General features: G+C 46.3%; 20 protein-coding genes. 15 read left to right on the forward strand and 5 right to left on the reverse strand.

What is annotated here, in order from left to right; genetic code table 11:
* The first annotated feature begins 12 nt into the window (after positions 1–12).
* Together T325_RS09305 and rpiB are read left to right on the forward strand one after the other, a co-directional pair.
* On the forward strand, positions 13–2,025 hold the full coding sequence (locus T325_RS09305) for a transketolase family protein (protein ID WP_156097673.1): 2,013 nt from the start codon (positions 13–15) through the stop codon (positions 2,023–2,025).
* Positions 2,026–2,072: 47 nt separating this feature from the next.
* The gene (gene rpiB / locus T325_RS09310; RefSeq protein WP_028907954.1) at positions 2,073–2,516 is read left to right on the forward strand and encodes a ribose 5-phosphate isomerase B; all 444 of its coding nucleotides are present in this window, start codon (positions 2,073–2,075) and stop codon (positions 2,514–2,516) included.
* Positions 2,517–2,624: 108 nt separating this feature from the next.
* Here rpiB and T325_RS09315 read toward each other — a convergent pair whose 3' ends face one another.
* Complete coding sequence (locus T325_RS09315) at positions 2,625–3,725, reverse strand: MltF family protein (protein WP_231622219.1); 1,101 nt, start codon at positions 3,723–3,725, stop codon at positions 2,625–2,627.
* 153 nt (positions 3,726–3,878) lie between these two features.
* Between T325_RS09315 and hisG the strand changes: the two genes are divergently transcribed.
* Genes hisG through hisC form a run of 3 tightly spaced genes read left to right on the forward strand, consistent with a single transcriptional unit; the run spans position 3,879 to position 7,062 of the window.
* A complete protein-coding gene (gene hisG / locus T325_RS09320) occupies positions 3,879–4,730 on the forward strand; it encodes an ATP phosphoribosyltransferase (protein ID WP_036912807.1) in 852 nt (283 codons plus the stop codon).
* Positions 4,731–4,747: 17 nt separating this feature from the next.
* The gene (gene hisD, locus T325_RS09325) at positions 4,748–6,031 is read left to right on the forward strand and encodes a histidinol dehydrogenase (protein ID WP_036912809.1); all 1,284 of its coding nucleotides are present in this window, start codon (positions 4,748–4,750) and stop codon (positions 6,029–6,031) included.
* Positions 6,028–7,062, forward strand: a complete 1,035-nt coding sequence (gene hisC, locus T325_RS09330; RefSeq protein WP_036912813.1) for a histidinol-phosphate transaminase — start codon at positions 6,028–6,030, stop codon at positions 7,060–7,062. The genes hisD and hisC overlap by 4 nt, the downstream gene beginning before the upstream one ends.
* Here the strand turns inward: hisC and T325_RS09335 are convergent.
* Both T325_RS09335 and T325_RS09340 read right to left on the reverse strand, forming a co-directional pair.
* A complete protein-coding gene (locus T325_RS09335) occupies positions 7,059–8,216 on the reverse strand; it encodes a GDSL-type esterase/lipase family protein (protein WP_036912816.1) in 1,158 nt (385 codons plus the stop codon). The genes hisC and T325_RS09335 overlap by 4 nt on opposite strands.
* Positions 8,217–8,227: 11 nt before the next feature.
* Positions 8,228–8,602 (reverse strand): thioesterase family protein, encoded by a 375-nt coding sequence (locus T325_RS09340; RefSeq protein WP_036912819.1) that lies wholly within the window; start codon positions 8,600–8,602, stop codon positions 8,228–8,230.
* Between the two features lie 132 nt (positions 8,603–8,734).
* On the opposite strand from T325_RS09340, the gene T325_RS09345 reads away from it, so the two are divergent.
* The 6 genes from T325_RS09345 to T325_RS09370 all read left to right on the forward strand — a co-directional run bounded on the left by T325_RS09345 (position 8,735) and on the right by T325_RS09370 (position 12,013).
* Positions 8,735–9,391, forward strand: coding sequence for an HAD family hydrolase (locus tag T325_RS09345; protein ID WP_036912822.1), 657 nt, complete (start codon positions 8,735–8,737; stop codon positions 9,389–9,391).
* On the forward strand, positions 9,388–9,855 hold the full coding sequence (locus tag T325_RS09350) for a PaaI family thioesterase (RefSeq protein ID WP_036912825.1): 468 nt from the start codon (positions 9,388–9,390) through the stop codon (positions 9,853–9,855). The genes T325_RS09345 and T325_RS09350 overlap by 4 nt, the downstream gene beginning before the upstream one ends.
* 22 nt (positions 9,856–9,877) lie before the next feature.
* Complete coding sequence (locus T325_RS09355; protein WP_036912826.1) at positions 9,878–10,264, forward strand: VOC family protein; 387 nt, start codon at positions 9,878–9,880, stop codon at positions 10,262–10,264.
* Positions 10,261–11,055, forward strand: coding sequence for an MBL fold metallo-hydrolase (locus tag T325_RS09360; protein ID WP_036912829.1), 795 nt, complete (start codon positions 10,261–10,263; stop codon positions 11,053–11,055). Before T325_RS09355 ends, T325_RS09360 begins: the two co-directional genes overlap by 4 nt.
* Positions 11,056–11,153: 98 nt before the next feature.
* The gene (locus T325_RS09365) at positions 11,154–11,720 is read left to right on the forward strand and encodes a pyridoxamine 5'-phosphate oxidase family protein (RefSeq protein WP_231622221.1); all 567 of its coding nucleotides are present in this window, start codon (positions 11,154–11,156) and stop codon (positions 11,718–11,720) included.
* Positions 11,720–12,013 carry a hypothetical protein gene (locus T325_RS09370; RefSeq protein WP_036912832.1) on the forward strand — a complete coding sequence of 98 codons (294 nt, stop codon included), beginning with the start codon at positions 11,720–11,722 and terminating at the stop codon, positions 12,011–12,013. Before T325_RS09365 ends, T325_RS09370 begins: the two co-directional genes overlap by 1 nt.
* Before the next feature lie 35 nt (positions 12,014–12,048).
* On the opposite strand, the gene T325_RS09375 is transcribed toward T325_RS09370, so the two are convergent.
* Complete coding sequence (locus T325_RS09375) at positions 12,049–12,462, reverse strand: secondary thiamine-phosphate synthase enzyme YjbQ (RefSeq protein WP_036912835.1); 414 nt, start codon at positions 12,460–12,462, stop codon at positions 12,049–12,051.
* Positions 12,463–12,464: 2 nt separating this feature from the next.
* Positions 12,465–13,172 carry a tyrosine-protein phosphatase gene (locus T325_RS09380; protein WP_036912838.1) on the reverse strand — a complete coding sequence of 236 codons (708 nt, stop codon included), beginning with the start codon at positions 13,170–13,172 and terminating at the stop codon, positions 12,465–12,467.
* A gap of 162 nt (positions 13,173–13,334) precedes the next feature.
* Between T325_RS09380 and T325_RS09385 the strand changes: the two genes are divergently transcribed.
* The 4 genes from T325_RS09385 to T325_RS09395 all read left to right on the forward strand — a co-directional run bounded on the left by T325_RS09385 (position 13,335) and on the right by T325_RS09395 (position 15,198).
* Complete coding sequence (locus T325_RS09385) at positions 13,335–13,670, forward strand: hypothetical protein (RefSeq protein WP_143058297.1); 336 nt, start codon at positions 13,335–13,337, stop codon at positions 13,668–13,670.
* 8 nt (positions 13,671–13,678) lie between these two features.
* Positions 13,679–13,834 (forward strand): HXXEE domain-containing protein, encoded by a 156-nt coding sequence (locus T325_RS12610; protein WP_081911134.1) that lies wholly within the window; start codon positions 13,679–13,681, stop codon positions 13,832–13,834.
* 354 nt (positions 13,835–14,188) lie between these two features.
* Complete coding sequence (locus T325_RS09390; protein WP_036912843.1) at positions 14,189–14,734, forward strand: glutathione peroxidase; 546 nt, start codon at positions 14,189–14,191, stop codon at positions 14,732–14,734.
* A 23-nt stretch (positions 14,735–14,757) separates the two neighbouring features.
* Positions 14,758–15,198: a MarR family winged helix-turn-helix transcriptional regulator gene (locus T325_RS09395; protein WP_036912846.1), complete on the forward strand. Its 441-nt coding sequence runs from the start codon at positions 14,758–14,760 to the stop codon at positions 15,196–15,198.
* The last annotated feature ends 12 nt before the right edge of the window (positions 15,199–15,210 follow it).

Consider the following 15,210-nt stretch of genomic DNA (forward strand, 5'->3'; position numbering starts at 1 on the left):
AAACAGCTTATTATGAACGACAACAAAGTAATGAACATGGCAGCCGACAATATCCGTATTCTCGCTGCTTCAATGGTTGAGAAAGCGAAGTCTGGTCACCCCGGTGGTGCCATGGGTGGCGCAGATTTCATTAACACCCTGTACAGTGAGTTCCTGGTTTACGATCCCGAGCATCCCGAGTGGGAAGGTCGCGATCGTTTCTTCCTCGACCCTGGTCACATGGCTCCAATGCTCTACAGCCAGCTCGCTCTTATCGGCAAGTTCACCCTCGAGGACCTGAAGAATCTTCGCCAGTGGGGTTCTGTAACTCCTGGTCACCCCGAGCGTGAGATTGCACGTGGCATTGAGAACACCTCTGGTCCTCTTGGTCAGGGTCACTGTTTCGCAGTAGGTGCTGCCATCGCCGCTAAATTCCTGAAGGCTCGTCTGGGCAACGTGATGAACCAGACTATCTACGCCTACATCTCTGACGGTGGTGTACAGGAGGAGATTTCACAGGGTGCTGGCCGTATTGCTGGTAACCTGGGACTCGACAACCTGATCATGTTCTACGATGCTAACGATATTCAGCTCTCTACCAAGACCGAGGTGGTTACCTGCGAGGATACCGCCAAGAAGTACGAAGCATGGGGCTGGTTTGTTCAGAAGATTAACGGTAACGATGTTGACCAGATTCGCGAGGCCATCAAGAAGGCTCAGGCCGAGAAGGATCGCCCATCACTCATCATCGGTCACTGCGTTATGGGTAAGGGTGCTCGTAAGGCTGACAACAGCTCATACGAGAGCAACTGCGCTACTCACGGTGCTCCTCTTGGTGGCGATGCTTACATCAACACCATGAAGAACCTGGGTGCCGATCCCGAGAACCCATTCCAAATCTTCCCCGAGGTTCAGGAGATGTACGCTAAGCGTGCCGAGGAGCTGAAGAAGATTGTAGCTGAGCGCTATGCCGAGAAGGCTGAGTGGGCTAAGGGTCACCCCGAGCAGGCCAAGCAGCTGGAGGAGTGGTTCAGCGGTAAGGCTCCTGTTATCGACTGGAGCAAGGTTGAGCAGAAGGCTGGTGCCGCTACACGTGGTGCAAGTGCGACTGTACTCTCTGCCCTCGCCGAGCAGGTTCCCAACATGATTTGTGCTTCTGCCGACCTGAGCAACTCAGATAAGACCGACGGCTTCCTGAAGAAGACCAAGGACATGGTTCGTGGCGACTTCAGCGGCGCCTTCTTCGAGGCTGGTGTAGCCGAGCTCACTATGGCTTGCTGCTGTATCGGTATGGCTCTGCACGGTGGTGTTATCCCCGCTTGCGGTACCTTCTTCGTATTCTCTGACTACATGAAGCCTGCCGTACGTATGGCTGCCCTGATGGAACTGCCTGTTAAGTTCATCTGGACTCACGATGCCTTCCGTGTAGGTGAGGATGGTCCTACCCACGAGCCTGTTGAGCAGGAGGCGCAGATCCGTCTGATGGAGAAGCTGAAGAACCACCACGGCAAGAACTCAGTATTGGTAGTTCGTCCTGCCGATGCCGAGGAGACCACCGTTTGCTGGCGCATGGCTATGGAGAATGTTGATACCCCAACAGCGCTGATCTTCTCTCGTCAGAATATCGACATGCTGCCCGAGGGCAACGACTACAACCAAGCTACCAAGGGTGCTTACGTTGTAGCTGGATCAGACGAGAACTTCAACGTGATTCTGCTGGCTTCAGGTTCTGAGGTTTCTACCCTCGAGGCTGGTGCTAAGCTGCTCCGCGAGGATGGCGTTAAGGTTCGCGTGGTTAGCGTTCCTTCTGAGGGATTGTTCCGCAGCCAGAGCAAGGAGTATCAGCAGAGCGTACTGCCCGCTGGTGTTAAGAAGTTCGGTCTCACCGCTGGTCTGCCCGTTAACCTCGAGGGTCTGGTAGGTGCCGACGGTACTGTATGGGGTCTCGAGAGCTTCGGTTTCTCTGCTCCTTACAAGGTGCTCGACGAGAAGCTCGGCTTCACCGGAGAGAATGTTTACAAGCAGGTTAAAGCCCTGTTAGCATAATAATCAAGGCACGGATTAAGGTCCGTGCCTTTTAAAATTTTACTACTATGGAAGTTAAAACAGTTGGAGTAGCTTGCGATCACGCAGGCTTCGCTTTAAAACAATTTGTACTCCAGTACCTGGAGGAGAAGGGTTACCCCGTTAAGGACTATGGTACATGGAGCGACGCCAGTGTTGACTATCCTGACTTCGGTCATGCTTTGGCCGAGGGCATTGAGAGTGGTGAGGTTTATCCTGGTATTGCCATCTGTGGCAGTGGCGAGGGAATCTCGATCACACTGAATAAGCACCAGCAAGTACGCGCTGGTTTGTGCTGGATTCCAGAGATTGCACACCTCATCCGCCAGCATAACGATGCTAACGTGCTTGTCATGCCTGGTCGTTTTATTGACAATAACATGGCTCGCAAAATTATGGACGAATTCTTCACCGCAAGTTTTGAAGGTGGTCGCCATCAGAAGCGCGTGGATAAAATCCCCGTACAGAAGTAATTATCTTAGGCACGGATTAACACAGCCTTATTATTATAAGGACACGGCTCTTTACGAAAGGAAAGCCGTGTCTTTAATCTTTTTAAGCCGTGTTGATCCGTGCCTAATTCAATCCTTTATATCGTATTTGCTTTTTCGCCGCTCGGCTTTGCGGGGTTTGCCAACACCATGGAAACCCAAGTGAGGAGTTTTCACACCCTGATAGCCTGCGTGGCGCTGACGTATGCGCTGAACATAGTCAACAGTTTCTGATCCGCGCATATATCCATACTTAACAATAGGATCGTTGTAGTACTGCGGTATTGCCAATTTCAATACATATGGCGACACATCGCTCCAGCGGTGTGGATTCTTACCGTCACGCTTGGCTAAGTTCATAGCATCGCGTATGTGGTGCGCTCCACCATTATAACTGGCAAGCACGAAATTGGTACGCTCGTAATGGTCGTGAATATCGGCAAATGTATTTTGTAACTGCTTAATGTATTTAGCCGCTGCGGCAATATTAGCCTCAGGCTCGTATAGCTTGCTACGAGGAACTCCCAGATGGTCGGCCGTACCAGGCATAATCTGCATTAATCCTTTTGCCCCCACAAACGATACAGCCTTGGGGTCGAATGTCGATTCCTGATAACATTGTGCCGCCATCAAGCGCCAATCCCAACGTATATCGCGACTATAGGTCATGAAATACTGATCATAATGCGAGATGATACCTCCTTTGGCGTCAAGCATCGGTGAGAATATGCGGCGACGTACCTTCTTAACAGTCAACAGTGCTGCCTCCTCCTTCTTTACCATATCTATCAGTTCTGGGCGATACCACGCTTGTAACTCAGCCACCAAATCAGGTTTTTCCCTGTCGGCCACAATGTTTCCAGGTGTAGGCCACGCCACGAGATCGACCTCACTAGAGTCAAGTTTTTGAACCAGCTCCAAACTATCTCGACACACATCCACCCTAAGATGTACCCCCAACGAGTCAGCAAAACGCTGACACAACAGATACTGAGTGCCGAGTTGACGCCCATGATAATCATAGTAAGTCTCTGGTCCACTGACGGTAGCCATAATCAGTTCACCACTAGTCTGAATATCGTGCAGATCGAAGTCATCATCTACAGCCGTAGTATCCGTCACGGCTCCCCATGGCGCAATAATCGGCTCTTGCTTTTTCTCAAAACACGAGACAAGTAATAGCAAAGCCACTACAAATACTGAATATTTATACCAATCTTGGCTCAATTTCTTGATATCTAAATCAAAATCGAGTGCAAAGATACGAATTTAAGCCCACAGATTGCGCTGATTAGAGATTTTTTTGTAATTTTGCACCCGAATTATAGACTTTAACGTGAGTATATGTTAAGAATTGCAGTACAATCTAAAGGACGTCTTTTCGATGACACGATGAATCTGTTAGCCGAGGCTGATATCAAGGTCAGTGCATCGAAGCGTACCCTGTTGGTCCAGTCGTCCAATTTCCCGCTGGAGGTTCTTTACCTTCGCGATGATGATATCCCCCAGAGTGTAGCCAGCGGCGTGGCTGACATCGGTGTGGTTGGTGAGAACGAGTTCGTAGAGCGCGGTGAAGATGCCGATATCATCTCCCGTCTCGGTTTCTCTAAGTGCCGTTTGTCTTTGGCCATTCCCAAGGAGATTGACTACAAGGGTGTCGAGTGGTTTAATGGTAAGAAGATTGCCACCTCCTATCCTGGCATTCTAAAGAAGTTCCTTGATGAGAAAGGTATTAAAGCCGAGATTCATGTCATCACAGGTTCTGTAGAGATCAGCCCTGGTATAGGCTTGGCCGATGGTATCTTCGATATCGTCAGCAGCGGCTCTACCCTCGTCAGCAATAACCTCCGCGAGGTTGAGGTGGTGATGTGGAGTGAGGCACTGCTCATCGGCAACAAACAGCTCTCAGAGGAGAAACGTCTCATTCTTGAACAGATGCTTTTCCGCTTCAAGGCAGTAAAAGATGCTGAAGATAAGAAATATGTGCGTATGAATGCTCCCAAGGCTCGCCTGCAGGAGATCATCGACGTGCTACCTGGTTTGAAGAGTCCAACCATTATTCCTCTGGCTGACGAAGAGTGGTGCTCTGTTCACACCGTGCTCAACCAGAAGCAATTCTGGGACATTATCGGAAAGCTCAAGGAGATGGGAGCTCAAGGCATCCTCGTTACACCAATCGAGAAAATGATCCTTTAATATAAATAAGGTATAAGATGAATATTATCCGGTATCCTGAAAGAAGTGAGTGGAGCACACTTGTGGAGCGTCCCCATCTGGACGTTTCACAACTCAACGAGACTGTGGCCTCAGTACTGGCCGATGTCAAAAAGCGTGGTGACGATGCAGTAAAAGGCTATGAGCTGAAATTCGACCACGTAGATCTTGCATCGCTTGAGGTAACACCCGAAGAGATGGACGAGGCTGAGAAGCTGGTAGGTGCCGAACTGAAAGCCGCTATCCAGGTAGCTCACTACAACATCCACGCTTTCCACGAGTCACAACAGTTCAAAGGCAAGAAGGTTGAGACTCAGCCTGGCGTCACTTGTTGGCAGAAGAGCATCGCCATCGAAAAGGTAGGTCTCTACATCCCAGGAGGTACTGCTCCTCTCTTCTCTACCGTGCTAATGCTTGCTACCCCTGCCAAAATTGCAGGTTGTCAGGAGATTGTGCTGTGCACTCCGCCAGGACGCGATGGTAGGGTCAATCCTGCTATTCTTGTAGCTGCTCGTATCGCTGGCGTCAGCAAGATATTCAAAGCAGGTGGTGTTCAGGCTATCGGCGCCATGGCCTATGGTACAGAGAGTGTACCTAAGGTTTATAAAATCTTCGGTCCAGGTAACCAATATGTCATGGCTGCCAAGCAGCAGGTGAGCCTCCACGATGTGGCTATCGACATGCCCGCAGGTCCTTCCGAAGTCTGTGTCATTGCCGACGAGCATGCTAACATCGAATTCATAGCTGCTGATCTGCTGTCACAAGCTGAGCATGGTATTGACTCACAGGTTTTCCTGATTACGACTTCAGAACAGGTCATCCTTGATGTTCAGGCCGAGGTGAATCGCCAACTCGATTTACTGCCTCGCAAGGAGATTGCTCAGAAAGCTCTTGAGAACAGTCGCTTGGTGCTTGTTCACAATAAACAAGAGGCCATCGACCTTTCTAATGCCTATGCACCTGAGCACCTTATCATTCAGACTAAGGATTACGACAAGTTGGCGCGCAAGGTCATCAATGCCGGTAGCGTATTTCTCGGTGAATACGCCTGCGAAAGCGCAGGTGACTATGCTAGTGGCACTAATCACACATTGCCGACTCATGGTTATGCAACGACCTATAGTGGTGTCAATCTCGACAGCTACTGCCGAAAAGTAACATTTCAGCATCTTACTGCTGATGGCATACACAGCATCGGCCACGCTGTAGAATTGATGGCGGAAGCCGAACAACTCGATGCCCACAAGAATGCCATGACAGTTAGAATAAACAGTTTAAAATGAAACCGTTAGAAGAACTTACTCGAAAGAACATATGGTCTTTGGCTCCATATAGCTCTGCTCGCAACGAGTACGCAGGCCGCGAGGCACGTGTGTTTCTTGATGCAAATGAGAATCCATATAATCAGCCATTCAACCGTTACCCCGACCCGTTGCAGCTTGAACTAAAAGCTGCGCTCTCTAAGGTTAAGGGTGTTCCTGCTGAGAACATCTTTCTCGGCAATGGTAGCGACGAGGCTATCGACCTACCCTACCGCTGTTTCTGTCAGCCTGGGATAGACAACGTTGTAGCTATCGAGCCCACCTATGGTATGTATAAGGTCTGTGCCGACATCAACGACACAGAATATCGTACTGTAATGCTCGATGAACATTACCAGACCACAGCCAATGCCTTACTGGCTGCTACCGATGCGAACACTAAAATTATCTGGCTCTGCACACCCAACAATCCCACAGGTAATTGTTTGAATCGCGATGAGGTTATCAAGGTCATTGAAGGTTTCGAAGGCATTGTCATCGTTGACGAGGCTTACAGCGATTTCTCTACTCAAAAGCCCTTACGCGCTGAGTTAGGCAAATATCCAAATCTCATCGTTCTCAACACCATGTCGAAAGCATGGGGATGTGCTGCAATCCGTTTGGGAATGGCGTTCGCATCTAAAGAGATCATCTCTATATTTAATAAGGTAAAGTACCCTTATAACGTCAATCAGCTTACTCAGCAGCAGGCTCTCGAAGCACTGAAAGATCCCTACGAGGTCGATAACTGGGTAAAGATCTTGCTGCAAGAACGCACCCGCATGATGGATGCTTTTGCGCTGCTACCCATCTGCGAAAAAGTATATCCCACCGAAGCCAATTTCTTCTTAGCTAGGATGACTGATGCGACAAAGATATACAACTATCTGGTAGACAAGGGTATCATTGTTCGCAATCGCCATCGTGTGCAACTCTGTCAGAACTGCCTCCGTGTCACTATCGGAACAAAGACCGAAAACAGCGAACTTATAGCCGCTCTCCGTCAATATTAATACAACTCTTCGTGATCGTATCTTGATGGGATGTGTCGAATCAGTTTGTGGGCTGCGACCTGTGCCATAGCCTCATAAGCACGTTCGCTAGGATGTAGATGATCACCACTATCAAAGCCATCGGCAAAGGCCTTTGGATTGGTTGTGCAGCGAACGGCAGCATCAAAATCAATACAGCCGTCGAAGATTGGAGACGTTCGTAGCCACTCATTGAAAGCGTGTCGCATAGCGTCACGCTTTTCATTATATGTACGCCATCCATAGATAGGCAGTAAGGTACCACTCCATACCTTCAGTCCCATCGCTTTTGCGGGTTTTACATAGATATCTTCTACACCACGTTCCATCTCCTCAACTGTTGGCAGGTCACTCCACGGACGGAAAGGGTTTACATCTTCGCCCACAGGGTGAATAATATCGTTAATGCCATGCTGGATAATGACATCGGTTGCTCCTGCCACATTCATTTCAATTGGGAAACGCGTGGCCCCCTTCAATCCATAGGCCTGATAGGTAATACAGTCGTACTGCCGGAGGATACGTGTTCCACTAACGGCACGGCGGATAATTGAGACATTGGAACCAAATGCAAGCTGTGCCATGTAGTCGGGCCACGACTGAGCCGTGATAGAATCGCCATAGCAAACTACAGCATGATTCTCTGCCGATGTCAGCACATCAATAGTATTCAAGAAGTAGAACCAATTAGTATGACGTGTCAGGTCGAGGGGCAACTCATCAGCTTCAGCATAATCACCATAAGCATAGAAGCCCTTGGATAACGGACCAGTAACAAGCGTTCCACTGTTCATCTGTGCATAATCATCAAGATAGAAACTTACGTCTATCGTATCACCACGGTTAACTGCATAGTCGATGGCATCGCTCTCTGTTTCCTTACCAGGCAAAAGAGTCACGCGAGTCTCGCCACCAAAAGTAATTGGAGTATGACCAATAAACACCTTAGCCAATGTTACAGATTCGGTACCTGTAAGATTAGAGAAACGGAAACGCAATGCGCTGCCACTAAAACACATCCTAATGGGATAACGCAATGTTATATTCTTAGCATATACAGCCTCTTGGCGGTTTGTTATTGAAGTGGCATTTCCCCAACAGGCCACCCATTTTAAATTATTATCTGTACTACTCATTTTATGATTACCTAGCCAAGTTTTGAAATAAAACGATCTCTATCTACAATAAATCTCAAGTGACTCCCCTCTCCTATCAAGACGTCACCAGAATACGCTGACACTTTATACTCAATCTTCTTACCGTCAACCTTCACAACTTCAGCTGTAGCCGTAACTCTATCACCTACCTTCGAGGGTTTCAGATGCGACGATGCGATATATCCACCAACGGTAGTACAGCCTTCAGGCAGTTCATCAGCAACGGCGAGCATGGCTGCATTTTCCATCAATGCCATCATAGCTGGAGTAGCCAGTACAGGCATATCGCCAGACCCCATATGAATAGCGGTAACAGCATCTGTTACCATCAGTTCACTTGTATGTTTCAATCCAACTTCTATCATTTTCCAAAACTATTGTTAATCTATGGTGCAAAAATAGTAAAATTAGATTAGAATCATGTATCTTTGCAGTCCATTTTAATAAGATTTAAAGAACAAATAAAAATACGTACCTTTGCAAATAAAATTGTGATAATGAGCATAAAACTGATAATATTCGACTTTGACGGGACGCTGGGTGATACACGTCGGAATATCACAACGACCATGCGCATGACCATCAAGGAGATTGGATTGCCAGGACGTAGTGAGGCTGAATGTGCATCTACCATAGGATTACCATTGGCAGAATGCATCAGAACCTTATTCCCCGATATTCAAGAAGAACTCGTCCCTCGTTTTGAAGAGACTTATAGGCGGATTTTCAATGACAATCTGAAACGAATCAAGCCTACGGCCTTCCCAAGTGTAGTTGAAACCTTATCAACCCTACATCATAAGGGATATACGCTCACAATAGCATCATCACGTTCGCACAATTCTCTTACAGAACTCACTCGTGACATGGGTATTGCTGACTACATCTCTTATCTAATTGGCGCAGATGATGTGAAAGAGGCAAAGCCCAAACCAGAGCCCGTATTAAAAACGTTAGCAGACTTGCATTTTGACACCATTGAGGCAATTGTCGTGGGTGACATGGCAGTAGACATTCTGATGGGAGCCAATGCCGGCACCAAGACCTGTGGCGTAACATGGGGCAATGGTAGCAGAAAAGAACTTCAAGAGGCTGGAGCCGACTATATCATTGATAGTATAGAAGAATTAAATCAAGTAATAGATAACGTATGAAAAAACTCATTAACCCTTGGCGCAATCATCCTGAATATGACTGTTTTGGCTGTTGCCCAGAGAACCCAATAGGACTGCACATGGAGTTCTACGAGGATGGCGATTATATCATAAGCACCTGGCATCCCAGTACCCACTATCAGGGCTGGGTGAATACAATGCACGGCGGTATTCTGAGTACACTGATAGATGAAGTGTGCGGCTGGGTGGTCACCCGCAAGCTACAGACCAGTGGCTATACCATTCAACTGAACGTGAAGTTCCGCAAGGCTGTTCCTACAACGGAGCCAGAGCTGACAATCAGAGCCAAAGTCACGAAACTAGTACGGAACCTTGCCCATATCAGTGCAGAGATAACCAATTCGAAGGGTGAACTCTGCAACGAGGGCGAAGCCATTTACTTCCTAATGAACGAAGAAAAGGCTAAGGAAATGGGATTCCTGCATTGCGAGGTGGAAGAATGAATATTTAGATATAAAGTGAGGTATGAGAATCGAGCACATAGCGTTATTCTGTAAAAATCTTGAACAGATGCGACAATTCTTCCTCGACTACTTCAAAGCAGTAAGTAACGAGCAGTATCATAATCCTCGCACTGGACTACGGACGTACATTCTCACGTTTCCTAATGGTGATGCACGACTGGAACTGATGCAGCAACCAAACACTATCAATGCAGACCCATCGAAGCCCAACATCGGATTCATCCATATCTCGTTTGCTTTAGGCAATAAGGAAACTGTAGATGCAAAGACCATCGAGCTACGCGACGCTGGTTATCAGGTAATAAGCGGTCCACGTACCACTGGGGACGGTTATTACGAGAGTTGTATCCTTGGACCAGAGGGAATCCAAATAGAAATAACAATATGAGATGGACTGTATTATCAGATAATAGAAGTAATGATAACTCTCTCTTTACAGAGCATGGGTTATCCATCTTTCTTCAAACGGAGCAACATAATATCCTGCTTGATACTGGAGCAAGCAACGTGTTTATCCGAAACACAGAGCTGTTGGGCGTAGATCTTAACGATGTGGACTATGTTTTCATTTCTCACGGACATTGTGACCATGCAGGAGGTTTACGATATTTGCTTGAATGTAATCGACAGGCTAAGGTTATTGTCTCACCTGATGCAATGAATGGTAAGTTCTTATCTAAACGAGGGAACTTTCATAATATTACGACGGAATGGCCTGAGATTGATGATAAAAGACTTATCTCAATAGAGCATACCTGTGAGGTAGAAGCTGGCATCTGCGTGATTGCCCATATTCCTCAAATTCATCCGATGCCCAAAGGAAATCGGAATCTCTATGTGCAGGATACCGACGGAAATTATATCCACGACGATTTCCGTCATGAGTTAGTTCTGTATATCGATGGTCTGCTATTTACTGGCTGTGCTCATAGTGGATTGGAGAACATTCTGGCTGCTTGCCCTTGGCCAGTAAGTACCGTTGTCGGTGGTTTCCACTTGCTTGACGGACAAGAGACGGAGGAAGAAATAAAAGCTTTGGGTCAAAAGCTAAAAGTCAATTACCCTAATACACTATTCTACACCAGCCATTGCACTAGCGACATAATATTTGGTGTGATGAAAGACGTGATGGGCGAACAACTACACTCTTTTAGATGTGGAACAACAATAATGAGTTAATTATGAGAAAAGCAAGCAGAGAACCGAATGAGCAGCGAGAGCAGAGCCAAACTTGCTCAAGCTTTACCGAGAGGCGAATGAGGAAGGCGAGTCGTCAAATGGATGCAACTTTCGCATTGGAGGTTTTGGATAAGGCTCCATATGTGACAATCAGCATGACTAGAGCAGACGGGACTCCATACGGATTACCCCTATCATTGGCACGTACCGATGAGAGAACGTTCTATTTCCATTGTGCTTCGGAAGGGGATAAGCTGGACTGCATAGCACATAATCCAACGGTATTCCTGTCGGCTGTTACCAAATGTACGCCTACGGTTGGTCCTAAAGACGGGAGTTTTACGTTACAGTATAGTTCGGCAACAGCCATTGGTATGGCAGAGATTGTGACAGATCGCGAAGAGAAGATTGCTGGTCTAAAAGCTATCTGTCTGCGATTCCTTCCTCACCACATGGACGCTTTTGATGATGCCATTATCCGTAGCCTTGAACGGACTGTAGTGGTTCGCATAACCTTGACAGAGCCTCCTGTCGGCAAGCGTAAGCAGTATGACAAACAAGGTGAGGAGATGACTGGACAGAGCAGCGAGAGCCATCATGCTTGCATGAATGGCCAAGTCGTAAAGGACGAAGACGAAGTCAAATGGGGAACGAACAATAACTAATGGCTTGGAAACTGAAATATCGCTGTAAGCAATGCGGCTACGAAGCCGATGTGTACGAGGGGCGTGGTCTCTTTCGTCAGGAAATTACAGCCGTGTTGTGCCCAGACTGTCAGACTATCCAGAATATTGTGGTGGGTGGAATCATTGCCGACGTGGCACCTTCCTACAGAAGCGAGGTAGGCCGTCTGTGTTTGCAATGTGGCAGTGATAATATCAAGATATGGGATAAACACACCTGCCCAAAATGTCAAGGCAAGATGGAACAGACAGGCGAGAAAGAGTTTTGGACATAAGGTCAACAAAAAGAATAAGTTCACGTAAAGTCATATTACTCCCCCATAATTGTTACAACCAACTCTCTAGAACCTCCAAAGTTTCTGTACTCACATAAGTATATGCCTTGCCATATGCCAAGATTCAGCCGGCTATCGGTGATAGGGATAGTAATACTGACACCGCTCAGCGTTGATTTGGCGTGAGCGGGCATATCATCGGCACCCTCTAGAGTATGCTCGTACTCAGGACGATTTTCAGGGACCAAGCGATTGAATATTGTTTCCATATCTACACGAACATCAGGATCACAATTCTCGTTAATGCTTAGTCCGCAACTTGTATGCTTTGTGAAAATGTTCACAATGCCCGTCTTCGGCAGCTTCGGTAACTGGCTCACTATCTCGCTCGTAACCAAATGAAATCCACGACGCTTAGGATTCAGAGTTATTTCAATTTGCTGTACCATTTTTACATATAGTGTTTTATTGCTGTTTTTATCAACTTGTGGTCGGCCAAAAAGGAATTGTAGGCTGTTTTAACCAAATCGCAGTTTTTAGTAAGAATAGCAACAACTATGCACTTCTTAATTGTCGGCCAGAAAGCATTTCGGTTGGTTCGCATATAGTCGCGGATTATCTCTTTGTCGCTTACACCATACGACTTCAACAAAGCCATACTTACGAGACCAGTTCTGTCCTTACCAGCCGTACAATGAAACAACGTACATTTCCCATCTGCTGCATTCTTTCTAAGATGTTCCACCACCAAGTCAAGTTGCCTACGGCTGAACTCGTCAGTAACAATCTGCTCATATAGAGATGTAAAATCTGGCACCATCTGCTTCAGCTTCTCAGGCTGTTTACGCAGACTTCGGATGATGGCCATAGGATCCGAACCTATCTCATGAGTGATTCCAATGGATGGATCTTTCAGCAGGGAAATCAGTTCGTATTCAACAGTGTCAGGCAGCGGATCAGGGAATTCCTGGGCCTCAATAGGTGTACGAAGGTCAATGACATATTCGATGTGATACTTCTGACACAGAACTTCACATTCTTTTGGAGTAAGCACACTTAACTTGCCGCAACGTATATACAAGCCATGAGGAGTTTTGCCCTTACCATCTTGTAAAGGTATTCCACCAAGATCTCGCAGGTTCAACTCGAAATGCTTCATTTTTCTTAAAGTATTCTAATCTTGGGTACAAAAATACAAATAAACATGGAGATTTGTGTATCTTTGCGATGAAATAAATAAGTTTTGTGATATAAGATGAAGTATTATGCCTTTACATTCATATTCATAGCCTTGTTTTTATGTTCATGCAATAGTAACAAGGTGAATGACACACAGTCCTCCGACGTACGAACAGAAGATACGCTAAGAACCATTACAGAAAAAATGGCTTACGAGGGCGTAAACAACTATTGTCATAAAGAATATGACTGGAGTGTAGCAAAAGACAACCCCGATATCATGTATGTACAAATGGGCGAAGAGACGGACTCTACATATCAAGTTGTATTCCGCAGCTATACTGGTTCCTTTGTGCATTTCTATGTCAATAAAACAAGTGGCACAATAAGAATGGTGGAGAAAGTACCAAACCTCAATGTCGAGGAGGATGCAGGAACCTTTGAACTATTAGATTACTTAGAGAAACGTTATATGTAGTTGGAAATATGGCGTATGCCACAGAGATATGGTTGGCAATCTTCATGGCTTTCTCCATCCATCTCATCATACATATCATCCAGTCTATCGTCGTGAAAAACTATATCCCAAAACTCGTAACTTCCTTCCTACTATTGCCCTTCTCCTACAAATCCCCCCGCTAAGATTTCTCTTTTCACTGAAGATAAAACTATTTAATCCCTTCTCATTTCATTTTCCTTTCAACTGGAAGTCACGAGTTGCATGGATCATGAACCAGTGAACTGTAGGATTCAAGTTTCACGGTCTGACGCTAACAAAGAGCATCCAACTGCCATGATGGCGGCTGGTGCCTTTTACATTCGAACTTTAAATTAACGAGAACCTTGATCTTCTTTACATTCAAGACCAATTGTATCGCGCGCGACTTACTGTTAAATAAGCTTAAAGATAAATATAAATCGCTTGCGATATAAAACAAAAATCGTACCTTTGCATCGCAAACGATATAAATAATATAATTTAATAAAAGGTAAGGTATGGCAAAGATTTATGATTATAAGGCTCAGACGAGCAAAGGTAAGGAACTGGATTTTGCACAGTTCGAGGGTAAGGTGCTACTGATTGTGAACACAGCCAGCAAGTGCGGTTTTACCCCCCAGTTCGCAGGACTGGAGGAGTTGAACCAGAAATATAAGGATAAAGGTCTGGTGATTATCGGCTTCCCCTGCAACCAATTCAAAGAGCAGGATCCAGGCAACGATGAACAGATTGAAGAATTCTGCCAATTGAACTACGGTGTAACGTTCCAAATCATGAAGAAAGGTGACGTGAATGGTCCTGCAGCAGAACCCATTTTCGAGTATCTGAAGGCTCAGGCTCCTACAGAAGAGTATAATGGTTTGAAGGCCAAGGCTACACATACTTTGCTCAAACAACTTAGCAAGAGTGTGGAGAAGGATAGCGATATCCTTTGGAATTTCACAAAGTTCCTTATCTCTCGTGATGGTGAGACCATCAACCGCTATGCTCCTACTACCGATCCAAAGGACTTTGAGAAGGACGTAGAGGCCATGCTGGCATAGTTGAGAGTTAAAAGTTTAAAGTTATGCACGCAGAATTACAACTTGACAATCAGATTTGCTTCCGTCTCTATACGGCAGCGCGACTGATTACGCAGGCCTACACACCAATGCTGATGGAACTGGGTATCACCTATCCGCAGTATCTAGTGCTGATGGTGCTTTGGGAGAAGGATAATCAACCTGTAAACGACATCGCCCATCGGCTGTTGTTAGAAACGAATACTGTCACTCCGTTGCTTCAGCGTATGGAGAAACAGGGAATCGTCAGCCGCAAGAAAGGGGAACAGGACAAGCGCCAGCAGATTGTCAGCCTGACAAAGAAAGGCAAAGAGATGGAAGAACAGGCTTATGCGAAGATTCCAGCCGGCATGGGTGAACAACTCTCTGCCTGTCCGCTGAAACTCGATGACTATCAAAACCTGGCTCTGCAACTCGACTCGATTATTAACACATTAAAGAAATAAAACCAACACGAA

The sequence above is a fragment of the Prevotella sp. FD3004 genome (assembly GCF_000746155.1).
GTDB lineage: Bacteria > Bacteroidota > Bacteroidia > Bacteroidales > Bacteroidaceae > Prevotella.

Excerpts from the sequence above, each read along its gene's own strand:
- hisC (WP_036912813.1), top strand. The coding sequence starts at position 6,028 with ATGAAACCGTTAGAAGAACTTACTCGAAAGAACATATGGTCTTTGGCT.
- T325_RS09345 (WP_036912822.1), top strand. The coding sequence starts at position 8,735 with ATGAGCATAAAACTGATAATATTCGACTTTGACGGGACGCTGGGTGAT.
- T325_RS09360 (WP_036912829.1), top strand. The coding sequence starts at position 10,261 with ATGAGATGGACTGTATTATCAGATAATAGAAGTAATGATAACTCTCTC.
- T325_RS09350 (WP_036912825.1), top strand. The coding sequence starts at position 9,388 with ATGAAAAAACTCATTAACCCTTGGCGCAATCATCCTGAATATGACTGT.
- rpiB (WP_028907954.1), top strand. The coding sequence starts at position 2,073 with ATGGAAGTTAAAACAGTTGGAGTAGCTTGCGATCACGCAGGCTTCGCT.
- T325_RS09305 (WP_156097673.1), top strand. The coding sequence starts at position 13 with ATGAACGACAACAAAGTAATGAACATGGCAGCCGACAATATCCGTATT.
- T325_RS09335 (WP_036912816.1), bottom strand. The coding sequence starts at position 8,216 with ATGAGTAGTACAGATAATAATTTAAAATGGGTGGCCTGTTGGGGAAAT.
- hisG (WP_036912807.1), top strand. The coding sequence starts at position 3,879 with ATGTTAAGAATTGCAGTACAATCTAAAGGACGTCTTTTCGATGACACG.
- T325_RS09390 (WP_036912843.1), top strand. The coding sequence starts at position 14,189 with ATGGCAAAGATTTATGATTATAAGGCTCAGACGAGCAAAGGTAAGGAA.
- T325_RS09380 (WP_036912838.1), bottom strand. The coding sequence starts at position 13,172 with ATGAAGCATTTCGAGTTGAACCTGCGAGATCTTGGTGGAATACCTTTA.
- T325_RS09355 (WP_036912826.1), top strand. The coding sequence starts at position 9,878 with ATGAGAATCGAGCACATAGCGTTATTCTGTAAAAATCTTGAACAGATG.
- T325_RS09340 (WP_036912819.1), bottom strand. The coding sequence starts at position 8,602 with ATGATAGAAGTTGGATTGAAACATACAAGTGAACTGATGGTAACAGAT.
- T325_RS12610 (WP_081911134.1), top strand. The coding sequence starts at position 13,679 with ATGGCGTATGCCACAGAGATATGGTTGGCAATCTTCATGGCTTTCTCC.
- hisD (WP_036912809.1), top strand. The coding sequence starts at position 4,748 with ATGAATATTATCCGGTATCCTGAAAGAAGTGAGTGGAGCACACTTGTG.
- T325_RS09395 (WP_036912846.1), top strand. The coding sequence starts at position 14,758 with ATGCACGCAGAATTACAACTTGACAATCAGATTTGCTTCCGTCTCTAT.
- T325_RS09370 (WP_036912832.1), top strand. The coding sequence starts at position 11,720 with ATGGCTTGGAAACTGAAATATCGCTGTAAGCAATGCGGCTACGAAGCC.
- T325_RS09375 (WP_036912835.1), bottom strand. The coding sequence starts at position 12,462 with ATGGTACAGCAAATTGAAATAACTCTGAATCCTAAGCGTCGTGGATTT.
- T325_RS09365 (WP_231622221.1), top strand. The coding sequence starts at position 11,154 with ATGGATGCAACTTTCGCATTGGAGGTTTTGGATAAGGCTCCATATGTG.